Source organism: Marinobacterium nitratireducens (assembly GCF_014645375.1).
Classification (GTDB): domain Bacteria; phylum Pseudomonadota; class Gammaproteobacteria; order Pseudomonadales; family Balneatricaceae; genus Marinobacterium_A; species Marinobacterium_A nitratireducens.
On sequence record NZ_BMLT01000006.1, the window covers coordinates 54756 to 69727 of the forward strand.

Genomic DNA, 14972 nt, shown 5'->3' on the forward strand with positions numbered 1-14972 from the left:
ATGCTGGATCAGATACAGGCGCTGGGTCGCTACGGCCTGACGCGGCTCGGTGCCATCGGTCGCTCCGGCCAGCTGCTGATGCATGCGCTGGTGGCGCGTCCGCAGCCGGTGAAAATGTTTCCGCTGCTGATCAAGCAGATTTACTTCGTCGGCGTGCTGTCGCTGATTATCATCCTGGTATCCGGGCTGTTCATCGGCATGGTGCTCGGTCTGCAGGGCTACACCATCCTGGTGGACTACGGCTCGGAGCAGGCGGTAGGGCAGATGGTTGCGCTCAGCCTGGTGCGTGAGCTGGCGCCGGTGGTGGCGGCACTGCTGTTCGCGGGCCGGGCGGGCTCGGCGCTGACGGCGGAAATCGGTCTGATGAAGGCCACCGAGCAGCTCTCGAGCCTCGAAATGATCGGTGTCGATCCGTACCGGCAGATCATTGCGCCGCGCTTCTGGGCCGGATTTATCTGCCTGCCGATACTGGCGGCGATCTTCGCCATCGTCGGCGTCTGGGGCGGGTCGCTGATCAGCGTCGACTGGCTGGGAATCTACGAAGGCTCCTTCTGGGCCAATATGCAGCACTCCGTGGATTTCTACGACGATATTCTCAATGGACTGATCAAGGCCGTGGCCTTCGGGTTTGTCGTGACCTGGGTCGCCGTGTTCCAGGGCTACGACTGTGTACCGACCTCCGAGGGGATCAGTCAGGCCACCACCCGTACCGTCGTTTATGCGTCGCTCTGGGTGCTCGGGCTCGACTTTATTCTGACCGCCTTGATGTTTGGAGATTTGTAAATGCGTACCAAAGTAATGGAGATCAGTGTCGGCGGTTTCATGCTGGCGGGGATCCTGGCGCTGATTTTGCTGGCGCTCAATGTCAGCGGCCTCACGGTATCCGACAGTGCAGGCAGCTACAGGGTCACGGCCCGGTTCGAGAACATCGGCGGACTGGCGCCGCGGGCCAAGGTCACCCTGTCCGGGGTGCAGATCGGTCAGGTGCGTTCGATCCATATCGATGAGCGTATGCTGATGGCGGTGGTCGAAATGGATATCAATGCGTCGGCGGACTATCTCAGCCGCGACAGCTCCGCGCAGATCCTCACCGCCGGCCTGCTCGGCGAGCAGTATATCGGCATCATTCCCGGTGCGGACGACGAGATGCTGAAGGATGGCGACATGATCGAGAATACCCAGTCCGCGCTGGTGCTGGAAAATCTGGTGAGCAAGTTTCTTTTCAACAAAGTCAGTGAGTGAGGTGTGCGATGAAACATTGGCTGGCGAGTTTCGCTATTTTTGCGGCGCTGCTGTCGCCGCTGGTGCAGGCCGATCCCCACTGGGATGAGGCCAGTCAGGTGGTGGAAAAGGTCACCGAGGATATGGTGGCGCTGCTGGAAGGGGGCGTCGACGCCGAGAGTGACGCCGGGCTGGAAGCATCCATGGCGACAATCGAGCAGACGCTGGGGCCGGTGGTGGATTTCGATTACATCGCCCGCCGGGTGATGGGCAAGTACTATCGCCGCGCCAGCGACGAGGAGCGCGCCCGCTTTGCCGAGGTCTTCCGTCATACCATGGTCAAGACCTACACCAAGGCGATCGCCGGTTTCGAAATCAGCCGAGTCGAGCTGGTGGCCCCGGCTGCCGACAGCCCCGAGCCCGACAAGCAGGTGGTGACGCTGGACGTTTACTCCGGCGCCGGCACCAAGTACACCCTGGTCAACTACATGCTGGAGCGTGACGGTCAGTGGCAGCTGGTCAACGTCATCGTCGACGGCATCAACCTGCGTCTGACCTTCACCACCCAGTTCGCCGATCTCGCCGAACGCAGCAACGGCAACATTTCCCAGGCCATCGACGGCTGGCAGAGCCAGGTCGAGGCGCGGGTGGCGTCGAAGGAGGCCTGATGCAGGCTTCGGTCGAAATTCGCGAGCCGGACGGGGTGGTGCTCAGGGGCGACCTGCGCTTCGCCACGGTGACAGCGATACGCAGCCGGCTGGAACGGCTGATCGCCACCGGCAACAGTCACTGCGCAGTCGACTTCGCCGCAGTCAAAAGTGTCGACAGCTCGGCGCTGTCGCTCTGGCTGTGCTGCCAGCGCGAAGCGCAGCGCCACGGTGTGACGCTGGAGGCGCGTCGTGTGCCGGAGGAGCTTATGTCCATCGCCAGGCTGGTCGGCCTGGAATCTCTGTTCGACGCCTGAGTCTGCCGGGTGGCAGGTCATGCCTGCCTCGCTGTACCGGCTGCCCCGGCGTCGCCTTTTTGGATGCATTCCGCTATCATTCGGCGCCTGTTTCGTAAAAGTTCGTCCGGACGCGCGCGCTTGGGGTGCGTCCGGTCGGCCGCCGGATACCGGCGGCGAACCCGTATTTTTGGAGACCAGCATGCAAGCTGAAGACGTTAAACAGATAATCGAATCCGAGCTCGACGGCTGTACCGTCTATCCGGCCGGTGAGGGCTGCGACTTTCAGGTCACGGTGGTCGGAGAGGTCTTCGCGGGCCTGACGCCGGTGAAAAAGCAGCAGCTGGTCTATCAGTGCCTGCAGCAGCATATCGCCAACGGCACCATCCACGCGCTGACCATCAAGACCTATACCCCGGAGCAGTGGCAGTCGCTCCAGGGCTGATTCGACCCGCAGAACAAGGGCCGGGGCGTCGCCATTGGCACCCTCAGGCAGATAACGACAGGATTCCTGATGGACAAGCTTTTGATCGAGGGTGGCGTCACCCTTAGAGGGGACGTGCGCATCTCCGGCGCCAAGAATGCCGCGCTGCCGATTCTGGCGGCGACGCTGCTGGCCGACGGACCGGTCACGATCGGCAATCTGCCGCACCTCAACGACATCACCACCATGCTGGAGCTGGTACGGCGCATGGGCGTCGAGCTGCTGGTGGACGAAAAGATGAATGTCGAGGTCGACCCCCGGTCGATTCGCGAGTTCCACGCTCCCTACGATCTGGTCAAGACGATGCGCGCCTCCATTCTGGTGCTGGGCCCGTTGCTGGCCCACTACGGCGAGGCGCAGGTGTCGCTGCCGGGCGGCTGCGCCATCGGCAGCCGTCCGGTCGACCAGCATATCCGAGGGCTGCAGGCGATGGGCGCCGACGTTCAGGTCGAGGGCGGCTACATCAAGGCCCGCTCCAACGGCCGCCTGAAGGGCGCGCGGGTGTTCTTCGATATGGTAACGGTCACCGGCACCGAGAATATTCTGATGGCTGCGACGCTCGCCGAGGGTGAAACCATTCTCGAGAACGCGGCCCGCGAGCCGGAGGTCGTCGATCTTGCCAACTGCCTGATCGCGATGGGCGCCAATATCAGCGGCCACGGCACCGATACCATTCGCGTGCAGGGCGTGGACTCGCTCAAGGGCGGGCGTCACCGGGTGCAACCCGACCGAATCGAAACCGGCACCTACCTGGTGGCGGCCGCCGCGACCGGCGGCAAGGTACGCTGCCGCAACACCGATCCGGAAATCCTCGAGGCCGTGCTGCAGAAGCTGACCGAGGCCGGTGCCGAGATCACCACCGGCGAGGACTGGATCGAACTCGACATGCAGGGCCGTCGTCCCAAGGCCGTGAGCATCACCACCGCGCCCTATCCTGCCTTCCCGACCGATATGCAGGCGCAGTTCGCAGCGCTCAATGCGGTCGCCGAAGGGGTGGGCCGCATCAAGGAAACGGTGTTCGAAAACCGCTTCATGCACATGCAGGAGATGATTCGCATGGGGGCGTCGATCAATATCGACGGTCATACCGCGATGATCGAAGGCGTCGCCAGGCTCAAGGGCGCGCCGGTGATGGCAACCGATCTGCGGGCCTCGGCGAGCCTGGTGATTGCGGCGCTGGTGGCCGAGGGCGAAACCCTGATCGACCGTATCTACCATATCGACCGCGGCTACGAGTGCATCGAAGAGAAACTGCAGCTGCTGGGTGCGCGTATCCGCCGCGTGCCGGGATAAGACTTAATACCCGGCGATCGGGCGAATGGCTGTTCGAACGATCGTTACGTACATGAAACTTCCGGGCCTGGAATTGCTATGACACAACCGCTGACTATCGCGCTCTCGAAGGGGCGTATCCTGAAAGAGACGCTGCCGCTGCTCGAGGCGGCCGGCATCGTACCGGCCGAGGATATCTTCAGCAGCCGCAAGCTGATATTCGATACCAACCACGAACATGTCAAGCTGGTGGTGATTCGCGCCACCGACGTGCCGACCTATGTCGAGTACGGCGGCGCCGACATGGGTGTCGCGGGCAAGGACGTGCTGATGGAGCATGGCGGCGAGGGGCTGTACGAGCCGCTGGACCTGGAAATCTCGCGCTGCAAGCTGATGACGGCGGGGCTGGTGGACGCGGGCCCCGTGAGCGGGCGCATGCGCATCGCCACCAAGTTCGTCAACATCACCAAGGAATACTTCGCCCGGCAGGGGATTCAGGTCGATATCATCAAGCTTTACGGCGCCATGGAACTGGCTCCGATCATGAAGCTGGCCGATCAGATCGTCGATATCGTCGACACCGGAAACACGCTGCGTGCCAACGGTCTCGAGCCGCTCGAGCTGATCGCGCCGATCAGTTCGCGGCTGGTGGTCGGTCAGGCCTCAATGAAGATGAAATACGATCAGATTCAGCCGATCGTCGACGGCATGGCCAAGGCTGTCGTGGCACGGCGCGGAGAGTGAGATGTCAGAATTGAAAATACAGCGGTTCGATGCGAGCCAGGATGACTTCGGCCCGGCGCTCGATCGCCTGCTGGCCTGGGAAAGCGTGTCGGACGACAGGGTCAACGGCATTGTCGACGAAGTGCTTGCCCGTGTGCGCACCGAGGGCGACGCCGCCGTGGTCGAGTACAGCAACCGTTTCGATCGACTCAGCGTGTCGTCCATGGCGGAGCTCGAGCTCGGTCGCGAGCGCCTGCAGCAGGCGCTCGACAATCTGCCGGCGCCACAGCGCCGGGCGCTCGAGGAAGCCGCGGAGCGCGTGCGCCGCTACCACGAACGTCAGAAGGGCGAGTCCTGGAGCTATACCGAAGCGGACGGAACCCTGCTCGGACAGCAGGTGACGCCGATGGATCGCGTCGGCATCTACGTGCCCGGCGGCAAGGCCGCCTATCCGTCGTCGGTCCTGATGAACGCCATGCCGGCGCAGGTCGCAGGTGTCGGCGAGATCATCATGGTGGTGCCGACCCCCGGTGGCGTGCTCAACGAACTGGTGCTGGCGTCGGCGGCGCTGGCCGGCGTCGATCGCGTGTTCTGCATCGGCGGCGCTCAGGCAGTTGCCGCTCTGGCGTACGGTACCGAGACGGTGCCCCGCGTCGACAAGATCGTCGGTCCCGGCAACATCTTCGTCGCCACGGCGAAAAAGGCGGTATTCGGACTGGTCGGCATCGACATGATCGCCGGACCGTCCGAGATCCTGGTGGTGTGCGACGGCAAGACCGACCCGGACTGGGTCGCCATGGACCTGTTCTCCCAGGCCGAGCACGATGAGGACGCCCAGTCGATCCTGATCTCCCCGGATGCGGACTACCTGGATCGCGTCGAGCAGAGCATGCTGCGGCTGCTGCCCACCATGGAACGTCGCGAGATCATCGAAATCTCGCTGCGCAACCGCGCCGCGCTGATCAAGGTGGCGGATCTGGATCAGGCGGCCGAGGTGGCCAACCGCGTCGCGCCGGAGCACCTGGAGCTGTCGGTGGAGGATCCGCAGGCGATGCTGGCGCAGATTCGTCATGCCGGCGCCATCTTCATGGGACGCTACACGGCGGAGTCGCTGGGCGACTACTGCGCCGGACCCAATCACGTGCTGCCGACCTCCGGCACCGCGCGCTTCTCGTCGCCGCTTGGCGTCTACGACTTCCAGAAGCGCTCATCGCTGATCCAGTTCTCCGCCGACGGCGCCTCCGAACTGGGTGAGGTGGCCTCGATTCTGGCCCGCGGTGAAGGCCTTACCGCCCACGCCCGCTCGGCCGAGTATCGGATCAAGAAAGGGTAACGCGTTATCTTTGACGCGTGATACGAGCCTCGATAGCAACCCTATCGGGGCTTTTTCGTTTCTGGGTAACGGTGCCTATCGTAAACCCGTAACCCGTAACCCGTAACCCGTAACCCGTAACCCGTCACCTTTCCCTTTCTTCCTGCTGCGGTGGCCGTTCGCCGACCTGAACGTTGAGCCTCATTGCCTTGCCGTTGCGCAGTATTTCGACGTCGATGGCGTCGCCGGGCCTGAGCGCGGCGATCTGGTTCATCGAGCTGCGGCTGTCTTCGACCTCGACCCCACCGATGGCGGTCATGATATCGCCCGGCTGCAGGCCCGCGAGGTGGGCCGGGCCGTCGCGGAAGATCCCGGCGATGATCAGGCCGCGGGCTTCGTCCAGGCCGAAACTTTCCGCCAGCCGAGGCGTAAGCTCCTGCACTTCGACGCCGATCCAGCCGCGTATCACCCGCTGGTGCTCGACCAGGTCCTGCAGAATCTGTCGCGCCAGGTTCGACGGAATCGCAAAACCGATGCCCTGGGAGCCACCGGACTTGGAGAAAATCGCCGAGTTGATGCCGATCAGGTTGCCGTAGGCGTCTATCAGGGCACCGCCGGAGTTGCCCGGGTTGATGGCGGCATCGGTCTGAATGAAATCCTCATAGGTATTCAGGCCCAGACTGTTGCGCCCGGTGGCGCTGATGATGCCCATGGTCACGGTCTGGCCGACGCCGAAGGGGTTGCCGATGGCGAGGACCACGTCGCCGACCCGAAGCGTTTCGGACGAGGCCAGTTCGATGCTCGGCAGATCCGGCAGATCTATCTTCAGCACCGCCAGATCGGTTTCGGGGTCGGTGCCGATCACGGTGGCACGGGCCTCGCGTCCGTCGCGCAGCGCGACCAGCACATCGTCGGCGCCGGCGATGACGTGGTTGTTGGTGACGATATAGCCCTGATGACTGAGCAGCACGCCGGAGCCGAGGCTCGACTCGATGCGGTCGCGCTGCGGGCGGTTGCCGAAGTCGAAGAAGCGGCGGAAGAACGGGTCTTCCAGCAGCGGGTTGGCCTGCTGTTTGACCAGGGTGCGGGTGTAGATATTGACCACCGCCGGGGCGGCCTTCTCGACCGCTGCGGAGTAGGACACCGGGCCCTCGCCGAGGCTCGAGGCCGGCCGTTCGTTCACCGGCGCCTCGCGAATTTCGACGGTGTTGATCTGCGGGCTCAGCAGGTCCGGGAACAGCTGCAGGATGACGATTGCCGCCAGAACGCCAGCGACGATCGGCCAGATCAGAAAAGAAGACTTGCGCATGGGCGGCCCGGGTGATTGCCTCGATAAATCATGCAATTATACGGTGAGACAGCGAGTATTGTGAATTGCGGCAGCAGTGTTGCCCATTATTTAGTGTTCCAAGCGTAAGCGGATCTGTTTCGAGGTGTTCAAGCGTATGTCGATCGAGCTCAACCAGTTGGTGCAGTACAGCGACGAGCTGCTCCAAAGCGGCCAGATAACCGACTATTGCCCCAATGGCCTTCAGGTGGAGGGGCGGCCCCGGGTGCGGCGTATCCTGTGCGGCGTGACCGCCTGCCAGGCGCTGCTGGATGAGGCCGTGGCCTGGGATGCCGATCTGATACTGGTGCACCACGGGTACTTCTGGAAAGGCGAGGACAGCCGTATCCGCGGCATCAAGAAGCGCCGGCTGGCGACTTTGCTGCAGCACGACATCAGCCTGCTGGCCTACCATCTGCCACTGGATGTGCACCCTGAGCTTGGCAACAACGTGCAACTGGCGAAACGCCTGGGGTTGACCATCGAGGGGCCGCTGGAACCCGGCAACCCGAGGTCGGTGGGGCTGCTCGGTCGTCTCGACAGCCCGGAGTCGCTGGCGGATTTCTCTGCCCGGGTGGCGCGCATACTGGGTCGGGAGCCGCAGTGCATCGAAGGTGGCGGGCAGCCGATCGAGCGCCTGGCCTGGTGCACCGGGGCTGCCCAGGGCTATATCGAGCAGGCCGTGGCGCAGGGCGTGAATGCCTATCTGTCCGGTGAAATTTCGGAGCCGACGGTGCACAGTGCCCGGGAGAACGGCATTCATTACCTCGCCGCCGGTCACCACGCCACCGAGCGCTACGGCGTGCAGGCGCTGGCCGGGCATCTGGCCGAACGCTTCGATCTGGAATGGCGCTTCGCCGATATCGACAATCCGGTGTGACAGGTCACAGGTCACAGGTGACGAGTGACAAGTGATGCGTTACGGGTGACGAGTGACAGGTGACCTGTGACGCCTACTCTTAAACCCGTAACCCGTAACCCGTAACCCGTAACCCGTAACCCGTAACTTCTGCTCTCAGCCCGCAGCCCGTTCCTTCTCCTGATCGCCGGACGGTTCCTGCTTCTGCTCCTGCTGTTTGCGCTTGAACTCGGCCAGCTCGGCCGGATCGCGGACGTCGTCCGCAGCGTCGGCTTTCCGCTCCAGGCCGTAGCGTTCGGACAGGGTGCCTTCCTCGTCGTCGGCCTTGGTGGCGTAGTCGCGTGGCGGCTCCGGAATCTTTTCGGCCTCTTCGTTCGGCACCACGTCGGTCATCACCGGGATGGTCTGCTTGCCGGGCGCTTCTGCAGGCTCCGGAATCTCGAGACGCGGCTGCATTGCATCTTCCAGGGCCAGGGCGGCCGACTCGCTTGCGCCGAGACTCTGGGCACCCTGCGCCAGATGCTGATGCACATCGCGATAGGCGCAGGTAAGCTGGTTGACCAGATCGGCAGTTTTCTCGAAGTGTTCGGCCACCTCCTGCTTGTAACTGCCAAGTTCTTCGCGTGCCTCGTCGAGTTGGCGGTTAAGGGACGCGCGTTCGCCGGCATCCGAGCCGGAACGGCCGAGCAGGTAGCCGATCAGGCCGCCAATGGCGAGCGCGACGACACCGATGATCCATACGCTGGTCTGTTCCACAGTCAATCCTCACAGCTGGATTTAACAAGATGTTCATGATAACCCGAATGGAATTATCGGGTTAAGGGCCCTGTTGTCAGTGACTCTCGATAGATTAAAGCAATCGACTGGTAATGCCTATTATCGCCGGCCAATTGAGGCTGGAACCTATGAACAAGTCCCAGTTGTCCTCTGCGGGTCCTGAAGCGTGCAGCTGCTAGGCGCAGTGCGCAGGCAATGGCCTTAGTCCTTGTCAAGCACTGCAACAACGCAGATGCATGCTTCAGGGCCCGCCCTGCGGGGCTTTCAGCGCGAACCGGACTCATTGTTGCAGCTTCTCGACAGGCCACCAGCATGCCTTCAAAGCTGCGCCTCGATTCCGGCTCGCGCTGAAAGCCAGAGACTCATTGGGGACTTATTCATAGGTTCCTTAGCCATAGAGCCCGTCGACGCGCGGGCGGCACAGCATCGGGGCGTAGCGGAACAGGTAAAGCAGCCAGGCCAGTATCCAGCAGGTACCGGACAGGTGCAGCGCAAGCCCATAGGACACCGGCGCCAGCGGCAGCACGATGCGAAGTACGCCTGCCAGCAGCATCAGCGCGAACGCCAGACCGATGCCCGCCGGGGTCTGCAGAGTGCGTCCGGTATGGCCGAGGCTCACGCGTGCCATCATACCAAGGGTGAGCGAGCCGATGGCACCTGCCGCGAAGGCGTGCAGAGCGATGGACGGCGGCCACCCGGCCGCCGCGACGATCAGCTGCAGCGCGAAGCCGGCGGTGATGAAGAGATATCCCAGGTGCAGAATCCACAACAGCGGTACCCGGGCAATGCGCGCATCGATCCAGCCGCGCTGGCGCCAGCCGTGCAGGACCAGGTTCGCTGCGCTCAGTATCAGTGCCGGCAGCTGCCACTGCAGCCCCCAGCACAGGGCCCAGAGCAGTGCCAGTGGCATCACCAGGCGCTCGAGCCACGGATGGCGGCGGGCGCTGAAGTCCCCGAGTCCCTTTTCGGTGAAAAACGGAATCACCCGGCCGCCCATCAGCAGCATCATCGCGACGATGAGGTAGAGCGCCAGGTGCAGTCCGGTCAGCGCTGTGTTCCCGGTCAGGCCGAGCCGCTCGAGGTGTACCAGCAGGTTGCCGGCGAACAGTCCTGCGAGCAGCAGCAGGAATACCAGGTTGCGGTAATTGCCCGCCCGAAGAATCGGCCAGGCCAGGGCGGCGGCCAGCAGCGGGAGGAAGCTCAGGTCGGTCAGGGCCGTGAGCCAGGGCGGTGCCGGCAGCAGCGGAACGGCTCTTCCTGCCAGCCAAAGCAGGGTCAGGCCGGCGAGCCAGGGGCCGCGCAGGGTCTGGATCGAGGTCCAGTTGCGTACCGCCGTCAGCAGGAAGCCCGCGATCACCGCGGTGGCAAAGCCAAACAGCATTTCGTGCGCGTGCCATACCAGGCCCGAGTCAAAGTAGGCCGAGGGGATCTTTGCCGGCCAGCTCAGCAGCCAGAGCCCGATGAGCCCGGCGCCGGCCAGGGCCGAGGCGATGAAGAATGGGCGAAAACCCAGGTTGAACAGGGAGAAAGGGCTCGGGATGTGTCTTTCCTGCAGCGGTATCATGGGCACGCTCCGGCGGGATTTCGATATACTCTGCGGTCAGCGGATACGATTAATTATGTGCAAAAAATACATTTTAATAAAGTGCTTTGTGCTGCTGCTGTCGCTGCCCGCGCTGGCGCAGATTGCCGTCGTCGACGATAGCGGTCGCACGATTGTTCTCGAGGCGCCGGCGCAACGCATACTGGCGCTCGCCCCCCATGTCACGGAGAACCTGTTCAGCATAGGCGCGGGCGACCTTGTCGTCGGCACCGTGAGTTACAGCGACTACCCGCCGGAGGCGCTGGCGATTCCGCGTATTGGCAATTACGAGCGGCTCAGTCTGGAGCAGGCACTGGCGCTGGAGCCGGATCTGGCGATCGCCTGGCCACCCGGTAACGATGCGGTCCAGCTGCAGCGTCTGCGCGACTTCGGGATTCCGGTTTTCGAATCGGACCCGAACTCCTTTGCGACAATCGCGGGAGAGCTGCGCCGGCTCGGTCGGCTTACCGGGCGCGATCAGGCGGCCGGGCAGGTGGCAAAGGAACTGGAAGCGGGGGTCGAGAAGCTGGCCGTGCGGCACCGGAACGCGCCGCCGTTGAGAGTGTTCTACCAGCTCTGGCACGAGCCGCTGATGACGGTCAATGGGTCGCAGCTCGTCGATCGCATGCTGCAGCTGTGCGGCGGCGTCAATCCGTTTGCGGGGCGGCCGGAAGCGGCGCCCGGGCTTGGAGTCGAGGCGGTGCTGGCCGCCAGCCCGGATGTGATAGTGACCACCACCGAGGAGGCGCCCGCCAACTGGCGCGAGCGCTGGCGGCGCTGGCCGCAGCTGCCTGCGGTGCAGCACGACCTGTTCTACCAGCTCGAGGCAGACTGGATGCACCGGGCAACCGTGCGGGCGCTGTACGGCGCGCAGCAGCTGTGCCGAGACCTGGATGACGCCCGTGCCAGGCTCGGACTTGAACGGGCTGCTGATCCCCACCAGGCAACGGAGGAAGGCGATTGAAGCAACTGATACTGGGCGGCGCCCGCTCGGGCAAGAGCCGGCTGGCAGAGCAGCGGGCGACGGACAGCGGCCTCGAGGTGGCCGTTATCGTCACCATGATGCCCGGTGACGATCCCGAGCTGCAGGCGCGCATCGCGCGGCATCGTGCGGATCGTCCGGCACACTGGCGACTGGTCGAGGCGCCGACGGAGCTGGCGGCGGCGATAGAGCCGCTGCTCGAGGCCGGCTGCTGCGTGCTGGTGGACTGTCTGACGCTGTGGCTGACGAACCTGTTGCTGGCCGGGGACGATGATGCCATGGAGCGCGAGCTTGCGGCGCTTAACCGGCTGGTCGGGGAAAGCCGCGGAGAACTGTTGCTGGTCAGCAACGAAGTGGGTTGGGGCATCGTGCCGATGGGCGAGCTGAGCCGGCGTTTTCAGGACCGGGCCGGCTGGTTGCATCAGCGCCTTGCGCAGCTGTGCGACCGGGTGACGCTGTGCGTCGCCGGACTGCCAATGGAGGTGAAATGACGGAGTTAAGCTGGATCCGGGCGCCGCTGCGAGCGCCGGATCCTCAGGCGGCGGAGGCGGCCCGCAGGCGCCAGGCGCGGCTGACCAAGCCCGCCGGGTCTCTTGGTGAGCTGGAGTCGCTGGCCATCAGGCTGGCGGGGCTGCAGGGGCGCGAATGTCCACGCCTGGAGCGCTGCCATGTCAGTGTATTTGCGGCCGATCACGGTATCGCGGCGTCCGGCGTTTCGGCTTATCCCCAGGCGGTGACGGCGCAGATGATTCTGAATTTCGCCGCCGGGGGCGCTGCGGTATCGGTGCTGGCGCGGCACAGTGGCGCGGCTTTCGAGGTGATCAACCTGGGCACGGTCGAACCGCTGCCGCCCACAGCCGGGGTGCTGGACCGGTCGCTGGCTCCGGGCAGCGCGGATTTCAGCCAGGGTGCTGCGATGACGCAAGACCAGCTCGAGGCGGCGCTGGCGGTTGGTGCCGAGCGCGTCGAGTCCGCCGCGGACGCCGGCAGCGATCTCTTCATCGCCGGCGAGATGGGGATTGGCAATACCAGCGCCGCCAGCGCACTTGGCGCTGCACTGCTCGGGTGCCCGCCGGCGCAGTTGCTGGGGCGCGGTACCGGCGTCGACGCGGCCGGCCTGGCGCGCAAGGAAGCCTGCATACGGCGGGCGCTGGAACTGCATGCAGAGGCCGGCGACGAACTGGAACTGCTGCGCAGGCTGGGCGGTTTCGAGATAGCGGCGATGAGCGGTGCCTGCCTGCGCGCGGGCCAGCTCGGTCTGCCGTTGCTGGTCGACGGCTTTATCGTGACAGCGGCGGCGTTGCTGGCCGTACGCCTGCAGCCGTCGCTGGCGCGCTGGCTGTTCTTCGCCCACTGCTCGGCGGAGCCAGGTCACAGGTTGCTGCTGGAGGCGCTCAATGCCCGTCCCCTGCTGAATCTGGATATGCGTCTGGGGGAGGGGAGCGGCGCGGTACTGGCCTGGCCGCTGCTGCAGAGCGCCTGTCGGCTGCACAGCGAGATGGCGACCTTCGACGAAGCCGGCGTGTCCGAACCTCCTGCGGATTCCGATCCATGCCGGCCCTGACGCTCGATCTGCTGCGCCATGGCGACGCCGACGGGACGGGTGCCTACCGGGGGCGCAGCGACCCGGCCCTGACGCCGCAGGGGCTTGCGCAGATGCGGGGCTGGGAGCGCGCATCGCCAGGCTGGAGCCGCGTGCTGTGCTCGCCGCTGCGCCGCTGTCGCGAACCCGCCCAGCGGCTGGCGGCCGCGCTTTCACTGCCTCTGGTGGTGGAGGAGGCGCTCATCGAGTACGACTTCGGTGACTGGGATGGCCGGCGCTACGACGAGGTCTGGCGCGATGACCGCGAACGGGTGCTGGCATTCTGGCAGGATCCTGCAGCCAGCCCGCCGCCCGGGGGCGAGTCGATCGCATCGCTGTGTGCGCGGGTCGAGGGACTGGTGTCGCGGCTGGCGGCCGGCGAGGACCGTCACCTGTTGCTGCTGACCCACGGCGGCGTCATACGTGCACTGATCGGTACCAGGCTGGGTCTGCCGGCGGCGGCCTGGTCGCAGCTGCGCATCGATACCGGATCGCTGAGCCGGGTGAACATCGGCCTCGATCCGGACAATCCCTGGTTCGAGCTTGTCTATCTGAACCGCTTGCCCTCCGGGCGACTCGACCCGTAGCAGCCGCGCCTCGCGGCGAATCGAATCCGGTGCCGTGCCAAAGCGTTCGCGGCGGGGGAAGTGCCCGTACGTTTGGGTGCGCCGCTCCCACGAAACAGCTGTAGGAGCCCGGTCCCCGGGCGAACCGGGTGCAGGCTTCGATCCTCTGGCTTTGAAAGGCTCCCGAAAAGATCGCCCGCGGAGCGGGCTCCTACACAAGATTCGCAGGTCCTGCCGAACCGTGGGAGCCGTGCCTTATGGCGAAACGGTCTTGCACCGCGGGTGATCGCCCGCGGAGCGAGCTCCTACAATATCGGGAGGCCGCGCGATCTGCAGGAGACCACTGCGTGGGCGAATCGAGTTTGGTACCATGCCGAATATGCTCACCACGGGCACTTTCGGGCACTTTCCCGCCGCGACTAACGGCCGCTCAGCGGTCCTCGGGCTCTTCCTCGGTTTCCGATCCGCTCAGGCCCTTGATGAAGGACTTGGTGTTGTCCCAGGCGTCCTGGGTGACGTCGGCTGCGGCATCGGCGCCTTCCTTGCCAAGCTCGACCGCGCTTTCAGCGCCGGCGCCGGTGGAGCAGATGGCGCGCTGCACGGCGCAGCGTGCCTTGCAGCCATTGACGGCGGCCTCGTCGCTGAAGTGCCGCACTTCGCACTCGACGCGGCAGTACGCCTGATCCAGGGCGCAGTCGGCGAGTGCCGGCAGCGGCAGCGTCATCAGCAGACCCAGCAACAGTGGTTTTTTCATGCGTCCTCCAAAAGTTTAATCTGAATGCTGACGGCGGTGGCGGGGTTGCCAGCAGACTTCCCGGCCCTGTTGCCGCCGCGCCAGTACGCGGGCGCAAACGAACAGCAGATCCGACAGGCGGTTGAGGTATCCGAGACTGTGACAATTGACCGGCTCGCGCCCGGCCAGTTCCACCAGGCGGCGTTCGGCGCGACGGCAGACGGCGCGGGCCTGCTGGCAAAGCGCCGAGGCGCGGTTGCCGCCGGGCAGAATGAACTCCTGCAGCGGCGGCAGCGCGCCGTTGAGCGCGTCCAGGTGCCGTTCCAGGGACGCGACCGCTTCGGCATCCATCACCCGGTAGGCTTCGTCGACCATCGCCAGTTCGCCGCCGAGGTCGAACAGGTCGTGCTGCAGCGGCGCAAGCACGGCAAGCAGCGGGTCGTCTGCCGCCAGTTCGGCCAGCAGCACGCCGAGCAGCGCATTGAGCTCGTCGAGATCGCCGATCGCCTCGATACGCGGATGGTACTTGTCGACGCGCCGGCCATCGGCCAGCGCCGTGGTGCCACGGTCGCCACTGCGGGTGTAGATTCGGGTCAGGCGGTCGGCCAT

Annotated in this window: 18 protein-coding genes; 13 read left to right on the top strand and 5 right to left on the bottom strand. The window is 64.8% G+C overall.

All coding sequences use genetic code 11. The annotated features are described in order from the left end of the window. From mlaE to hisD, 8 genes are all read left to right on the top strand, one after another. Positions 1 to 783 (top strand): lipid asymmetry maintenance ABC transporter permease subunit MlaE, encoded by a 783-nt coding sequence (mlaE, locus tag IEX85_RS12660; RefSeq protein WP_188860975.1) that lies wholly within the window; start codon positions 1 to 3, stop codon positions 781 to 783. After that, positions 784 to 1242, top strand: coding sequence for an outer membrane lipid asymmetry maintenance protein MlaD (gene mlaD / locus IEX85_RS12665; protein WP_188860976.1), 459 nt, complete (start codon positions 784 to 786; stop codon positions 1240 to 1242). 8 nt (positions 1243 to 1250) lie between these two features. After that, the gene (locus tag IEX85_RS12670) at positions 1251 to 1889 is read left to right on the top strand and encodes an MlaC/ttg2D family ABC transporter substrate-binding protein (RefSeq protein ID WP_188860977.1); all 639 of its coding nucleotides are present in this window, start codon (positions 1251 to 1253) and stop codon (positions 1887 to 1889) included. Beyond that, on the top strand, positions 1889 to 2185 hold the full coding sequence (locus IEX85_RS12675) for an STAS domain-containing protein (RefSeq protein ID WP_188860978.1): 297 nt from the start codon (positions 1889 to 1891) through the stop codon (positions 2183 to 2185). The genes IEX85_RS12670 and IEX85_RS12675 overlap by 1 nt, the downstream gene beginning before the upstream one ends. A gap of 181 nt (positions 2186 to 2366) precedes the next feature. Beyond that, the gene (locus IEX85_RS12680; protein ID WP_188860979.1) at positions 2367 to 2609 is read left to right on the top strand and encodes a BolA family protein; all 243 of its coding nucleotides are present in this window, start codon (positions 2367 to 2369) and stop codon (positions 2607 to 2609) included. Between the two features lie 69 nt (positions 2610 to 2678). Further along, positions 2679 to 3941, top strand: a complete 1263-nt coding sequence (murA, locus tag IEX85_RS12685; protein WP_188860980.1) for a UDP-N-acetylglucosamine 1-carboxyvinyltransferase — start codon at positions 2679 to 2681, stop codon at positions 3939 to 3941. 78 nt (positions 3942 to 4019) lie between these two features. After that, positions 4020 to 4664 (top strand): ATP phosphoribosyltransferase, encoded by a 645-nt coding sequence (gene hisG, locus IEX85_RS12690; protein ID WP_188860981.1) that lies wholly within the window; start codon positions 4020 to 4022, stop codon positions 4662 to 4664. A 1-nt stretch (position 4665) separates the two neighbouring features. Continuing rightward, positions 4666 to 5976: a histidinol dehydrogenase gene (hisD, locus tag IEX85_RS12695; RefSeq protein WP_188860982.1), complete on the top strand. Its 1311-nt coding sequence runs from the start codon at positions 4666 to 4668 to the stop codon at positions 5974 to 5976. 124 nt (positions 5977 to 6100) lie between these two features. Here the strand turns inward: hisD and IEX85_RS12700 are convergent, their stop codons facing one another. Beyond that, complete coding sequence (locus IEX85_RS12700; protein ID WP_188860983.1) at positions 6101 to 7264, bottom strand: S1C family serine protease; 1164 nt, start codon at positions 7262 to 7264, stop codon at positions 6101 to 6103. A 136-nt stretch (positions 7265 to 7400) separates the two neighbouring features. Here IEX85_RS12700 and IEX85_RS12705 point away from each other — a divergent pair, with 136 nt between their 5' ends. Continuing rightward, positions 7401 to 8162, top strand: coding sequence for a Nif3-like dinuclear metal center hexameric protein (locus IEX85_RS12705; protein ID WP_188860984.1), 762 nt, complete (start codon positions 7401 to 7403; stop codon positions 8160 to 8162). Positions 8163 to 8297: 135 nt separating this feature from the next. Here IEX85_RS12705 and IEX85_RS12710 read toward each other — a convergent pair whose 3' ends face one another. Next, on the bottom strand, positions 8298 to 8897 hold the full coding sequence (locus IEX85_RS12710) for a Z-ring associated ZapG family protein (RefSeq protein ID WP_188860985.1): 600 nt from the start codon (positions 8895 to 8897) through the stop codon (positions 8298 to 8300). Between the two features lie 409 nt (positions 8898 to 9306). Continuing rightward, complete coding sequence (locus IEX85_RS12715) at positions 9307 to 10482, bottom strand: NnrS family protein (protein ID WP_188860986.1); 1176 nt, start codon at positions 10480 to 10482, stop codon at positions 9307 to 9309. Positions 10483 to 10537: 55 nt separating this feature from the next. On the opposite strand from IEX85_RS12715, the gene IEX85_RS12720 reads away from it, so the two are divergent. The 4 genes from IEX85_RS12720 to IEX85_RS12735 are packed head-to-tail and all read left to right on the top strand — an operon-like array spanning position 10538 to position 13651. Continuing rightward, positions 10538 to 11464, top strand: coding sequence for a cobalamin-binding protein (locus IEX85_RS12720; protein ID WP_188860987.1), 927 nt, complete (start codon positions 10538 to 10540; stop codon positions 11462 to 11464). After that, the gene (gene cobU / locus IEX85_RS12725; RefSeq protein WP_188860988.1) at positions 11461 to 11973 is read left to right on the top strand and encodes a bifunctional adenosylcobinamide kinase/adenosylcobinamide-phosphate guanylyltransferase; all 513 of its coding nucleotides are present in this window, start codon (positions 11461 to 11463) and stop codon (positions 11971 to 11973) included. Before IEX85_RS12720 ends, cobU begins: the two co-directional genes overlap by 4 nt. After that, the gene (gene cobT / locus IEX85_RS12730; RefSeq protein WP_188860989.1) at positions 11970 to 13046 is read left to right on the top strand and encodes a nicotinate-nucleotide--dimethylbenzimidazole phosphoribosyltransferase; all 1077 of its coding nucleotides are present in this window, start codon (positions 11970 to 11972) and stop codon (positions 13044 to 13046) included. Before cobU ends, cobT begins: the two co-directional genes overlap by 4 nt. After that, the gene (locus IEX85_RS12735) at positions 13034 to 13651 is read left to right on the top strand and encodes a histidine phosphatase family protein (RefSeq protein ID WP_188860990.1); all 618 of its coding nucleotides are present in this window, start codon (positions 13034 to 13036) and stop codon (positions 13649 to 13651) included. Before cobT ends, IEX85_RS12735 begins: the two co-directional genes overlap by 13 nt. A gap of 409 nt (positions 13652 to 14060) precedes the next feature. Here the strand turns inward: IEX85_RS12735 and IEX85_RS12740 are convergent, their stop codons facing one another. Both IEX85_RS12740 and IEX85_RS12745 read right to left on the bottom strand, forming a co-directional pair. Next, the gene (locus IEX85_RS12740) at positions 14061 to 14384 is read right to left on the bottom strand and encodes a hypothetical protein (RefSeq protein ID WP_188860991.1); all 324 of its coding nucleotides are present in this window, start codon (positions 14382 to 14384) and stop codon (positions 14061 to 14063) included. Positions 14385 to 14399: 15 nt separating this feature from the next. Next, positions 14400 to 14972, bottom strand: coding sequence for a cob(I)yrinic acid a,c-diamide adenosyltransferase (locus tag IEX85_RS12745; protein ID WP_188860992.1), 573 nt, complete (start codon positions 14970 to 14972; stop codon positions 14400 to 14402).